The organism is Paenibacillus sp. FSL R5-0908 (genome assembly GCF_038006245.1).
Classification (GTDB): domain Bacteria; phylum Bacillota; class Bacilli; order Paenibacillales; family Paenibacillaceae; genus Paenibacillus_AQ; species Paenibacillus_AQ odorifer.
Genome location: NZ_JBBOUV010000001.1, coordinates 4352825 through 4365491 on the forward strand (window position 1 = coordinate 4352825; position 12667 = coordinate 4365491).

A 12667-nucleotide genomic window follows, 5' to 3' on the forward strand; every position below is an offset into this window, starting at 1 on the left:
ATGCTATATTAAATATAGTTAATATTAAATACACACATGCAAGGGAGAAATCATAATGTCTAAAGTTCTATTTATTAAAGCAAACAACCGTCCAGCAGAACAATCCGTAAGTGTTAAGCTTTACAATGAATTCTTGGAGAGCTACAAGCTCAACAACCCAGAAGATGAAATCACTGAGCTTGATCTGTTCGCAGAGAAACTTCCATACTACGACAATACCCTGATCACTGGTATGTATAAAGCCGCTCAAGGATACGAAGCAACACCTGAAGAAGCAGCTGGTGCCGCTATCGTTAATAAATATCTTAATCAGTTCATCGCTGCAGATAAGGTAGTATTCGGTTTCCCACTGTGGAACATGACTGTACCTGCTGTATTGCACACTTATGTAGATTACCTTTGCCAAGCTGGTAAAACATTCTCTTACACTGCTGAAGGTCCAGTTGGTCTTTTGACAGGTAAAAAAGCAATCGTTCTGAATGCAAGAGGCGGTATCTACTCTGAAGGTCCTGCAGCAAGTGCTGAAATGGCAGTAAACTTCATCGTTGGTAACCTTAACCTGTGGGGAATTAAAGATATTACACAAGTAATCATCGAAGGCCACAACCAACTTCCAGCACAATCCGCTGAAATCATTGAAAACGGATTGCAACTGGCTAAGGAAACTGCTGCATCCTTCTAAACCATAACCATTTAGATTCAATTCAATAATTAAGGGCGCCCCTTAGCTGTCAAAAGCTAAGGGGCGCCCTTTTTCAATGTCTATGCCGTTATATCAATTCTTTTTAATATTCATCCAGCTCTTTACGCCACCCATAGCCTCTGGTTCTGGATGAACTCACTTTAGTGGAAGCTGCGCTTTTTCTCTTAAGCTTGGCTTCTTTATTATTTTGGTACAATACTTCTCGTTGTGTTTTTCGGTAGTTGAATAGCCTCTTCTCTTCCAGTTCACCTGTTTGGACTGCTTCCAGTACAGCACAGCCCTCTTCGCGTTCATGTCTACAGTTACTAAACCGGCACTTAGAAGCTAGACCGCTGATATCACTAAACGCTAGATCAAGTCCACCTTCATCTTCCCAGAGCTGCAGCTCCCGCATCCCCGGTGTATCTACGATAATCCCCCCATCCGGCAAAACAAACAGTTCACGGTGGGTAGTAGTATGACGTCCGCGGCTATCCCCTTCTCTAACATCCTGCGTAATCTGAAGGTTCTTCCCGCATAGCCAGTTGACCATTGTCGACTTCCCACAACCGGAAGAGCCCGTAAGAGCTACAGTTTGACCTTCACCAATGTATGGCAGCAGCTTCTCGCGTCCTTCATCTTGTATTGCACTAACAGCATGTACTGATACTCCGGGAGCCGCGCTCTCCATTTCAGCGATTTTACTGTCTGCATCCGGACAAAGATCCGCTTTAGTGAGTAGAATAACTGGATTTGCCCCACTATTCCAAGCCATGATCAGATATCTCTCCATCCGGCGAACATTAAAGTCATCATTCAACGCGCTGACCAGAAATAACGTGTCTACATTGGAGGCAACAATTTGCTCATCTTGTGTATTTCCTGCGACCTTGCGTGAGATCACACTCTGCCGGGGCAATACGCCATGTATAATTCCATGCTCACCGCCATCTTGCATCGCCAATGCTACCCAGTCTCCAATGGCAGGAAAATCACCCGAGGCTACAAATGTGTGTCTCAGCTTCCCGGCAAGCTCTCCCCACGTCTCTCCTACATCAGTTAACACTTTGTACTTACTGCCAAAATCACCAACGATTCTCCCGGGTATAAACTGTTTATCCTCTGCATGACTCCACTTTTCATTCCATTTTGTACTCCAGTTTTCATTCCAACCATATTGCTTTATGCTATTCATTCATTTCCTCCTAAAAGATATGTTTATGTTTTTACTTGCCCCTTGGCGTTTTCCGAGAACACAAAAAGCCGCCGGAAATAAAGACTCCGGCGGCGGTATATAGACATGTGGATTTATTACACCAAATCCAATCTTTCTACACACGCAAAAAAGCCACCGGACCCTATACGGTTCCCGGCGGCTCTAATAAGCGTAATTGAGCTTACCTGCTAAACTGCACGAATCAATTATTCGGCAGCAGCTGTTCCCGGAAGACACGTATCCACAACAGTTGAGTTCATTACATTTAAAACTGTCATAAAACATCGTCTCCTTCCGAAATTTAAGATGCTGTTATCATAATTGGTGCAGCAGTAAAATGTCAACCCCAAATTTTCCGGATTACAAAATAGCCTTTAATTCTTTCAGCTCACGGATCATTTTCCAAGGTTGAATGTCCAGCTGATCGTCCCAAGGATGTTTCCTTTGCAGCCATATCCCATCAAGGCCAGCCTTACCTGCACCCCAGATATCATTTACGGGATGATCCCCTATAAACAAGGTTTGATCCGCAGAGGCACCCAGCCTGTCTAGTGCCAATTGATAAATCGCAGGATCAGGCTTCGCAATGCCAACTTCTCCAGATATAACTATAGCTTTGAAGTACTCTCGCAGGCCGAGAATATCGATTTTGGTGTTCTGGATTTCTTTTTTACCGTTGGTGACCAGCCCCAAAGTATATCCATGCTCCACACAATACTCCAGAACCTCCAAAGCATGCTCCATGGCCGCACCATGATTGATGTAGCTCGCATCATAATACGCCCGGATATGTTCAGCCGTCACAGGCTTTTCCCAAGGCAGGATCTCACTAAGTTCTAAGAAAAACCCGTCTTTATCACGATAGCCATCAGCGTCTCTATGAATCATATCCTCGATCACAGCCTGCGCTTCCGCAGGTTCCAGATGCCCAAGAAAATCCTGCACGAACTGAGTGCTAAAGCTGCGAAATGTATAGTCTCGATCCATTAAAGTATTGTCCAGATCAAATAAAATAGCTTGTACTTCCTTCATCAAGCGATTCCCCTTACATGCTGTTAATTTTCAAACCAAACCTACAGAATGTAATTGTACTATGCCTTTAGAGACAAAGAAAAGACTATTCAACAAAAAGGATTTGTGGCTTCCCTTTTACTGAACAGTCTTTGTGAAGATTCGTATCTGCGTCATTCCTTTACTCGAAATGCTCTGCCCGATGGGTCAGCATCATTTCTTCATCCGTAATATACAGCGGAAAAGGAGGCGTTTCTTTTAGATAACTTTCTGTAGATAACAATCGATAATGAACCTCTGGCAACCAGGTGTCTTCAAGCAGCGGTAGCTTGCCTGTATCACTAATATAACTGTCTACAGCAGCCTGAACTAAATCCAAATAATACGGCACTAACTTGTCTTCTTCCTCGAAAATTTCATAGGTCTCCCGAGACATGTAGAAATTCCGTTCGGGTATTCCACCTAAATAACGTTTCAGACGACTCATATCGATTCTTTTGTCCTCTAAGATTAATGCTGTTCTATTAATAGGTCCAGGCATATCTTCTTCGAACTTTCGAATCGCCTGTTTCACTTGGGGTAATGTGACGGTTACATGATCTGATTTGGGTTGCTTTTTTGTGCGTTTAAATAACATAACGAAAGTCTCCTTTCTAAATATGTCTCAGATAACGCTTACAATTCCATTTTATTCGAAATTCGAATAATTAATCAGTACATTTCAAATCGACACAGAATGTTAATATTTAAAAGATCATTATTTGACATATTCCCACCGAGTCCATACTTCTCGAGGATTTAGTTCATACTTGTCCTTCTCACGATACATAAACTGATGCATGATGAATTCACGACGAATAGTGGCGAAATCTTCATGAAACTGCTTAATAAACTCATTGATTTCCTTTTCCGTATAAACTACACCTGGCTCCAGCTTCTCAACCATGTATTGAAGCGCTATCAATTTCTTCTTGTATTGTGCTGGAATTTGACGCAGCCGGCCATCTTTAGAGAAAAAATTACGGATTACAGTATCCTGAAGACTATTCTCAGGCAATTGCTCTTCCATATTCTCAGCTCCTTTCGAAAAAATAAATTGCAGTGAAGCTTCAGCCCCATTATTGATAAACTCCGGATTCAGTTTAAAGTAAACTGTATTTTTGTCGCGTCTTTCCTTTATTAGAGCCGCTTCACGTAATTTAGCCGCATGATGAGTGACTGTAGGCTGCGATAAATTCAACTTCTCAGCCAGCGCTTGCCCGTGCATTTCTCCTTGGGACAAAAGCAACAATAAGCGAAGACGCGTTGGATCAGCTAAAGCTTTATGATAACTCACGATTTTCTCCAACTGCACTGGGTTCACGCTCCTAAAATTTCACAATAAATTGATACATTAGATATATATCTAATTATATAATAATCAACGTTGTTCTTGCAATGGTTATTATACTCAATCTGCTCTTATGGAAAAATTCATGAATTTAGGGTAGGATTTAAAGAAAAGATAGTAACAATCAGGAGGTAACCCGCTTTATGAAAGATGTCATTATTATCGGTGCAGGTCCTTGCGGCCTCTCGGCAGCTATCGAATGCCAACGCCAAGGCCTGTCCAGCCTTATCATTGAAAAAAGCTTTATTGTGCACTCCATTTATTTGTATCCAACAAATATGCAATTTTTCAGTACGGCTCAGTTATTAGAAATCGGGGATGTTCCTTTCACTTCGACCAACGACAAGCCTTACCGTCATGAAGCGCTTGTCTATTATCGCCGAGCTGCTGAGCAATATGGTCTGGAGATCGCCGCTTATGAAGAAGCTTTATCCATTGAGCCGCTTGAAGATGGAACCTTTGCCGTACATACGTCAAATATGCGTGGTGAGCATCAGAAACGTATCACTGCAAATGTAGTTATAGCAACAGGTTATTTTGATCAGCCGAATATGATTGGCATTCCAGGTGAAGAACTACCTAAAGTTACTCATTATTTCGGTGAAGCCCATCCTTACACGGGAATGAAGGTAACTGTAATTGGCGGCAGTAATTCCGCTGTAGATGCAGCGCTGGAGCTTATGCGTGTAGGAGCTACGGTAGATATGGTATATCGTGGTGAAAGCATCTCAGAGAATATTAAACCTTGGGTTCGGCCAATCTTTGAAGGCATGGTGCAAAAAGGGAAAATCACTCTGCACTTAGGCTCGCGTGTCACTGAAATTACTGCAAGCTCAGTAATTGTTACGGATCATAAGGGGGACAAGAAAGCATTGGATAATGATTTCGTTCTTGCCTTGACTGGTTTCCGTCCTAGCCGTACCCTCCTCACTTCAGCGGGTGTGATCATGGACGACGACATGGATAAGCCTGCTTTTAACACCTCAACCATGGAAAGTAATGTTCCAGGGTTATATGTTGCTGGAGTAATCGCCTCTGGCCGCAATGCTAACGAAGTGTTTATTGAGACCGGAAGAGGGCATGGTAAACTTATCGCAGATCACATTGTGTCAAAAGAAAGTTCTAATCCTAAGGAGTTGAAACTTTAAAATGGACATGACCTCTTTGCTTTTGCTTGGACTTGCAGCGCTTGGAATTATCAGCAGCAATTCCCCTGTAACAATAGCAATGGTCGTCCTATTACTGCTAAGAGTACTTGGCCTGCAGCAAACCTTTCCATGGCTAGAAAAATACGGTTTAACCATTGGGATTATCATCCTGACCATCGGGGTCATGACCCCATTAGCCAGCGGCAAAATATCGCTGCAGACAGTCGGTCAATCCTTCTTGCACTGGAAGTCCTTGCTTGCTATCGCTATCGGCATTCTCGTCGCTTTTCTTGGAGGCCGCGGTGCTACCCTCATGACCAACCAACCCACAGTTGTAGCTGGTCTGCTGATTGGCACGGTGATCGGGGTTGCGTTATTTAAGGGCGTTCCGGTCGGTCCGCTGATCGCAGCCGGCATTTTATCACTTATGATCGGCAAAATGTAATAGAACAGCACAAAAAGACCGCTTTCGGCGGTCTTTTTGTGTGTGCCTTTTATATAACCATCTTCTTCACTATTCCTCCACCTGAGAAATGGACTGCGGAACTTGTTGCACCGCTCTTTTTTCAACGACTAATAAATCTTCAACGCCATACTCTGTCTTAATTTTCTGCAACTGCTTCAAAGCCTCTTCTTCTGTATTAAAATATCCTGCTTCCACGAGATATAAGCCTTTCTGATCCTTTAACATCCGCAAATCCTCTAACCCATATAACATTTCTTCAGCCATACCCAGCGCCTCACCGGAAGGCTGTGAGACCGTTCTTAACGAATATATAGAGCCCCCTTTTGCTTCGTTTCCTTTCTCTTTTAACGTAATCACTACCTGTGCTGGCTCTTTATATTCTTTTACCTCATAAGCAACCGAGTCTGTAAGCGTGACATTGAACCGAATGGCCGAATCATCTAGTGTAATTAGTGGATAAGCATCCTGAACATATCGGCTTTGTTTTAATGTCTCTAGATCTTTAACTGCTGAGAATTTTCTCGCCCCATTCACTGTAATTGTCATTGTTGCCGGATTTTCCGTAAACTTTACGTTATATGAGCTTGCTAACTGTTGCGTTTCATCCGGATTTGCAAAATTCAAAATCAATTGATCGCTATTCTTCAGTTGTTTGACCGAAATAAAGTTCACATCTACTCCATCCTGAATGGTTCCGCCTCCTGCACTTCCCTCTGTAAATTGCAGAACACTGACCAGCTTACCTAGAACCGGTATTTGATCCATACTATTCGCAAAGGCAGGGACCGTATTTACACCCACCGTAAAAGAAATCAATACAGCAGCAGCTACTGATCCTGACCATTTCAAAGTACGTTTTGAAGAACTGTTTTTCTGTTTATAGATTTTCCCTCTTTCAATTCCTTTACGAGAAGCGAATGATAGTTCTTTAGGAATTTCAATCTCATTATAGGCTTGCTGTAGACGTTCTAGTTGCTTATCCAAAGTACTCACTCTCCTCCATACTTATTTTTAATTTTTCCAAACCTCTATAAATAACGGTTTTGACGCTGCTCAGGGGCATATCGAGAACCTCTGCAATTTCCTTTATGGGCAAGTCCTCCAAATATCTCATCACAATCACCATTCTTGATTTTTCATCAAGACCGCTGAGCGCTTCATGCAAGTCCATAACTTCTTCCCTAGATTTCGGAGCATAGCTGCCTCCTAGCTCTTGATCCATATACACGATTTTTTTAGATTTACGGATAAAGTCCAGCGCACAGTTGACAGCGATCTTGGTGAGCCAAGTTTTAAAATATTGCGGTTGCTTCAATTTATGAATGGAGATATAGGCTTTGAAGACGGTCTCCTGCACAATCTCCAGCGCATCCTCTTGATTCCGCACATAGGAGTAGGCCATTCGGTATAAACGCTCCTGCATGCCGTCAATAAGCGCAGTAAAGCTGTCTTCATCACCTGCTATCGCCTTTTCCTCAAGCGTGGTTTTATTCACGTTCCTCACTTCCTTTCATGATGTTTATAAGCTTTAGACGCACATGATCTCCGAAAAGACTCAAATCCTGTGTAGAATTTTTGCCATAGTATAAGTTACTGTGTGCCGCAAGCCTGATTGGAATTCAAAAAAAGTGGCCTTCTCTTTCGAGAGGACCACTAAGGTGTTTAATTATTTTCCAAAACATATTAGGCGTCTAAATGCTGTACGTTAAATAATCGCGCATAACTACCCTCTATCGCCATCAGCTGTTCATGCGTACCCCGTTCAGTAATTTCACCATTCTCAAGTACGACAATCTGATCTGCATGTGTAATCGTTGACAGTCTATGCGCTACAATTAGTGTAGTACGTTCCGAAGAAAGGGACTGCAACGCTTGTTGAATTAAATGCTCTGATTCCAGATCCAGCGCCGATGTAGCTTCGTCTAATATAAGAACCTTCGGATCCTTAAGAAATACCCTTGCGATAGCAACCCGCTGCTTCTGTCCTCCAGAAAGCTTAACACCACGTTCTCCCACTTCTGTCTCATAACCCAGTGGCAGCTGCTCAATAAAATCATGCGCATTGGCAGCTTTTGCTGCTGAAATGACCTCTTCTTCCGTGGCGTTAGGATTACCGAATAAAATATTCTCACGCACAGATCCGCTGAATAAGAAATTATCTTGTAAGACCATACCGACAGACCTACGCAAGCTTTCCTGTGTTAATTCCTGTATATCATAACCATCCATTTGGAGGCTGCCTTTACTGATGTCATAGAATCTCGGGATCAAGCTTATAAGAGAGGACTTTCCTCCACCACTCATTCCGACGAACGCAATGGTCTGTCCGGGCTGAATTCTCAAATTAATATCTTTTAAGACCCAATCATTCTCTTCGTTATATTTAAACCATACATTCTGAAAAGCAATCTCACCACGTGAATCCTTAAGCACTTTTGCTCCCGGCTTGTCTACAATATCATAAGGCTCATTCAGCAGCTCAAGCACCCGTTCAAGAGAAGCAGAGGCTTGTGTAAGCACCGTCGAGGAATTAATCAATCTCCGCAGCGGGGAATACATCCGGTCCAGATAGCCAAAGAAAGCTACAAAGGTACCTACTGTCAAATTGCCATGAATGACCTGATAACCACCATATCCGATGACCAAAAGAGGTGCTATATCCGTTAATGTATTAATAATTGCGAAGGTCATAGCGTTCCAGCGGGTTTGCGCCATCGCTTTTTTAAGAAAGTTGCCGTTGATGTCTTCAAACTGCTTTTGATCCACTTTTTCCATCGTAAAGCTGCGGATGATTGATATCCCTTGAATCCGTTCATGGAGATAACCTTGAATGCCAGCCAGAGCCTGGGATCGATCTTTCGTTAAAAGCTTAAGCCGCTTATACAATTTGTTAACAGCAATTGCGTAAAAAGGCAATACCGAGATAGACACGAGCGCCAGCACCGGATTTAAATAAAACATAAATCCCAAAGCAAAAACTAGCGTAAACGTGTCGAGCCATACATTCATCATGCCGACTTCGACCAAATTTTTGGTCTGCTCAACATCGTTAATAAATCTGGAGATGGCTTCTCCCACCTTGGTATTCTGATAATACCGCAGTGACAGCCGCTGTAAATGACTGTAAAGCTTATTTCGCATATCGAACAACACTTTACTTGTGATAAGCTGAGCAAAGTATTGGCGATAATACTCCACGGGTCCTCTTACGATTACAAATAAAATTAAGGCACCACCCAGAATAAGCATCAAATGCGATACCCGTTCCTCAATACCCATGCTCGGGTTCATTAGGAGGTCATCGACCACGTATTTCAGAATCATTGGCAGCGTTAGCGGAATGCTGAATTTGATCATGCCGATAAACAGCGTAAACACAATCAATTTCATATAAGGTCGTACAAAAGTAAAATATGATTTCCATTGCTTCACAGGAATATTCTGTCCCTTCTCTTTAGTGAGTTGCTAAGTACAGTTGACTTTTGCTCTCTACAGTGTTTTTATAATTTTAGATCATAAGTACAATTGCAGTACCGAACTTCAGGAGGATAACGATGTCTAGACAATTTGTGACGGAAGCCGTCATGATGGCGATTTACGGCCAGCTTCTCGTATCGAGCAGCCCTGTAGAATATATAGTGCCTTATACTACCGTGATGGAACTATACGAACTGCGAGACAGCGATGATCCGTTGATGAACCGTCCGGACGACGACAAGCATGTTAAGTTGAAGATTAGTGAGCTCATTGCTTATTTTGAAGAACCGCTCAACGCGAAGAAGATCAACCGCTGTTTAGCTGTGCCTTGGGCGAAAAGCTCAGGTATTCTCCTTGGCGGGCAATCCAAAATCACCATCATTAACAGTATGGATACCGCTGTCTACGGTGAGATGTTCGATCCCATCGAAACAGAGCTTCTACTGTCCTCACAACGTGAGAAAGTCCCTATCCTAACGGATCAATTTGAATTGATTCAACGGATCATCGAGGGTGGAGTTCCGGTTCAGGTGTACGATATTGACGACTTCGACTTCGCTCTGGAGGAAGAAACCTCTCGCAATTTGCACTGATAACACCTATGTATCTCCAACTGGAATACCCTCATTTTTAAAGACAGCATTTGAAAAGCCCCTGCCTTTTGGCAAGGGCTTTTCCTGATTAAAATTAACAATCATTAAGACAACTATACCTGCACTTCGCCGGATACCCGCTTTGGTTCGTACTTATATTCAATGTCATCCTCTGACTCAGAGTATACGATAGATAGGTCATAACCTTCCATATACCACAAGTCCTGCTCCTCCATGTAGAACACAATATCATCCTGTTTGACCTGAATAGCTGGACGCCCAGGTGCTTCTGTAGCAATGCCCAGCGAGAAACCGGGGTGAAGTCCACCTCCCGAGCTATAACGGGGAAATAAACGAATATAGTCTCCATTCTTAAGGTCCAATTCTCTCTTAAACCAAGCTGCCGCTGCTTGACTAATTTCCATGTTCATTTCTCTCAGCTCCTTTGTATATTCTAATCATAACGAAAATAAGTCGATATTCAAACAACTTTATGCAATTAATAATTTCCCGACCCATTTAAAATTAAGTTTGACAAATTCGCGAACCGGATGATAAACTCTGAACATAACTAAACGTCTTCTAGTTATTACCAAATTAATGAAAGGGGTGAGCGCGGTGTTTACGAAGTTACAGCCATATTATTTTACTATTGTTGGAATTTTTACTCAACCGAATACCGAAGCAGCCCAAGTGATTAAGCCATCCTGAAGTTTTTGCGGGTCTTATGGACCGTATAACTTTAGTTCTTGAAGGTCTCTCACATGCTTGGTGCTGTAACGCACCGTGCGCATGATAGCTGTAAATTACAGGCATATCGTCCGTTTTCGGATGATATGCTTTTTTTGTTTGCTGAAGAGATAATCACTTGCGCTTTTATCAGCATCACAAGCAATCATTACAACCTGAAAGGAAGGGATTTACTTGTTCTCTGTTCTTCGCGATCTCGGCTGGTTTTTTCGCCGAGAAAAAAGGCGTTACCTGATTGGACTCATATTACTCATAGGTGTGGGCGTTCTTGAATTACTCCCTCCACGTCTGCTAGGCAATGCCATTGACGACATAGTACGCGGTTCGATTACTACAGCTTCGCTTGCCAAATATATCGGCATGATCTTTATTTTGCTGCTAGTTATTTATTGGATTACCTACATATGGATGCACAAACTTTTCGGAGGTTCCAACCTTGTTGAGCGCCTGCTGCGCTCCCGATTTATGAATCATCTTATGACTATGACGCCCTCGTTCTTCGAGAAAAATAGAACTGGTGACCTCATGGCCCGGGCAACCAATGATATCAGAGCCGTCTCAGCTACCGTAGGATTCGGGATGCTTACACTGGTGGATTCTACAATCTACCTCACGGTTGTGCTGTTTGCGATGGGCTTTCTCGTCAGTTGGAAGCTGACCCTTGCAGCAGTATTACCATTACCCTTAATTGCAATAGCTATGATTTTTTATGGTAAAGCTATTCATGATCGATACAGCTTAGCGCAGGATGCATTCGGAGATATGAATGACCAAGTGCTCGAATCTGTCTCTGGTGTGCGCGTAATCCGTGCTTATGTCCAAGAGCGTCTTGATGAAAAACGTTTCTCGGATATTACTGAGGATGTTTACAACAAAAATATGGCTGTAGCTCGTGTCGATGCTTTCTTCGAACCAACTATCCGCTTCTGTGTCGGACTCAGCTACATTATTGGTCTTACTTATGGGATTTACCTTGTATTCCGCAATCAGATCACACTGGGTGATCTAGTCTCCTTTAATATGTATCTCGGTATGATTGTATGGCCGATGTTCGCTATTGGAGAATTGATCAACATTATGCAGCGTGGTGGAGCTTCCCTCGAACGTATCGACGAGACGTTAAACTCCAAACCCGATGTTCAAAATGCTGCCCATCCCGTTCAAGTTCCCCACCCTACTCGAATCGAGCTTAACGATGTGACTTTCCGTTATCCTTCTTCGACGATAGACAATCTAACCCATGTCAACCTAACCCTGAACCAAGGGCAGACATTAGGTGTAGTCGGGCGTACAGGAAGCGGGAAATCTACACTGCTCAAACAATTGCTCCGCGAATATCCGACAGGTAATGGAGAAATCCTTATATCTGGCGTGCCTATTCAACAGATTTCCCTGGATCAGCTGCATAGCTGGATGGGTTATGTTCCACAAGAGCAAATCCTTTTCTCCAAATCCGTTCGGCAAAACATTCAGTTTGGTCTAGACAACGCCGATGACGATACGATTATGCAAGCCATTACAGCTGCCGCTTTCCAAAACGACCTGGGCGCATTGTCCGATGGTCTGGATACTCTGGTGGGTGAACGTGGTGTATCTCTCTCCGGTGGACAAAAGCAACGTGTCTCTCTGTCCAGAGCTTTTATCGCTAATCCTGATATTCTTATTCTGGATGATGCCCTATCAGCCGTTGACGCTCGTACGGAAGCTCAGATTATCGACAATATCCGGAATGAACGTGCCGGAAAAACCACATTAATCTCTACTCACCGTCTCTCTGCCGTCCAACATGCCGACATGATTGTTGTACTGGATAACGGACAAATTGTTGAACGAGGTACACATCAGGAACTATTGGATTTGAATGGCTGGTACCGTGAGCAATATGATCGGCAGCAAGTCGAAAATAACTTATCGAATGATTAAACTACAACCAT

Annotated in this window: 13 protein-coding genes; 5 read left to right on the plus strand and 8 right to left on the minus strand. The window is 43.0% G+C overall.

Annotated features, from left to right (window positions below):
• The first annotated feature begins 55 nt into the window (after positions 1 to 55).
• A complete protein-coding gene (locus tag MKZ09_RS19895; protein ID WP_076200798.1) occupies positions 56 to 682 on the plus strand; it encodes an FMN-dependent NADH-azoreductase in 627 nt (208 codons plus the stop codon).
• Positions 683 to 785: 103 nt separating this feature from the next.
• Here the strand turns inward: MKZ09_RS19895 and rsgA are convergent, their stop codons facing one another.
• The 4 genes from rsgA to MKZ09_RS19915 form a co-directional block, all read right to left on the minus strand.
• On the minus strand, positions 786 to 1877 hold the full coding sequence (rsgA, locus tag MKZ09_RS19900; RefSeq protein WP_076133795.1) for a ribosome small subunit-dependent GTPase A: 1092 nt from the start codon (positions 1875 to 1877) through the stop codon (positions 786 to 788).
• Positions 1878 to 2258: 381 nt separating this feature from the next.
• Positions 2259 to 2930: an HAD family hydrolase gene (locus MKZ09_RS19905; protein WP_076200795.1), complete on the minus strand. Its 672-nt coding sequence runs from the start codon at positions 2928 to 2930 to the stop codon at positions 2259 to 2261.
• Between the two features lie 160 nt (positions 2931 to 3090).
• Positions 3091 to 3546: a DUF3939 domain-containing protein gene (locus MKZ09_RS19910; protein WP_036688004.1), complete on the minus strand. Its 456-nt coding sequence runs from the start codon at positions 3544 to 3546 to the stop codon at positions 3091 to 3093.
• A gap of 120 nt (positions 3547 to 3666) precedes the next feature.
• Entirely contained in the window at positions 3667 to 4263 is a 597-nt protein-coding gene (locus MKZ09_RS19915; protein ID WP_036688006.1) for a DUF2087 domain-containing protein, read from the minus strand.
• A gap of 179 nt (positions 4264 to 4442) precedes the next feature.
• Between MKZ09_RS19915 and MKZ09_RS19920 the strand changes: the two genes are divergently transcribed.
• Entirely contained in the window at positions 4443 to 5447 is a 1005-nt protein-coding gene (locus tag MKZ09_RS19920) for a YpdA family putative bacillithiol disulfide reductase (protein WP_076133798.1), read from the plus strand.
• A 1-nt stretch (position 5448) separates the two neighbouring features.
• Positions 5449 to 5892, plus strand: coding sequence for a DUF441 domain-containing protein (locus tag MKZ09_RS19925; protein ID WP_036688009.1), 444 nt, complete (start codon positions 5449 to 5451; stop codon positions 5890 to 5892).
• Positions 5893 to 5961: 69 nt separating this feature from the next.
• On the opposite strand, the gene MKZ09_RS19930 is transcribed toward MKZ09_RS19925, so the two are convergent.
• The 3 genes from MKZ09_RS19930 to MKZ09_RS19940 all read right to left on the minus strand — a co-directional run bounded on the left by MKZ09_RS19930 (position 5962) and on the right by MKZ09_RS19940 (position 9345).
• A complete protein-coding gene (locus tag MKZ09_RS19930; protein ID WP_076200792.1) occupies positions 5962 to 6897 on the minus strand; it encodes a DUF4179 domain-containing protein in 936 nt (311 codons plus the stop codon).
• On the minus strand, positions 6890 to 7408 hold the full coding sequence (locus MKZ09_RS19935) for a sigma-70 family RNA polymerase sigma factor (RefSeq protein ID WP_076133800.1): 519 nt from the start codon (positions 7406 to 7408) through the stop codon (positions 6890 to 6892). Before MKZ09_RS19935 ends, MKZ09_RS19930 begins: the two co-directional genes overlap by 8 nt.
• Positions 7409 to 7596: 188 nt before the next feature.
• Positions 7597 to 9345 (minus strand): ABC transporter ATP-binding protein, encoded by a 1749-nt coding sequence (locus MKZ09_RS19940; protein WP_076200789.1) that lies wholly within the window; start codon positions 9343 to 9345, stop codon positions 7597 to 7599.
• A gap of 122 nt (positions 9346 to 9467) precedes the next feature.
• Here MKZ09_RS19940 and MKZ09_RS19945 point away from each other — a divergent pair, with 122 nt between their 5' ends.
• Positions 9468 to 9983 (plus strand): hypothetical protein, encoded by a 516-nt coding sequence (locus tag MKZ09_RS19945; RefSeq protein ID WP_038571616.1) that lies wholly within the window; start codon positions 9468 to 9470, stop codon positions 9981 to 9983.
• A gap of 113 nt (positions 9984 to 10096) precedes the next feature.
• On the opposite strand, the gene MKZ09_RS19950 is transcribed toward MKZ09_RS19945, so the two are convergent.
• Complete coding sequence (locus MKZ09_RS19950) at positions 10097 to 10414, minus strand: HesB/YadR/YfhF family protein (protein WP_076133802.1); 318 nt, start codon at positions 10412 to 10414, stop codon at positions 10097 to 10099.
• A gap of 493 nt (positions 10415 to 10907) precedes the next feature.
• Here MKZ09_RS19950 and MKZ09_RS19955 point away from each other — a divergent pair, with 493 nt between their 5' ends.
• Positions 10908 to 12656, plus strand: coding sequence for an ABC transporter ATP-binding protein (locus tag MKZ09_RS19955; RefSeq protein ID WP_076133803.1), 1749 nt, complete (start codon positions 10908 to 10910; stop codon positions 12654 to 12656).
• Positions 12657 to 12667 lie beyond the last annotated feature (11 nt).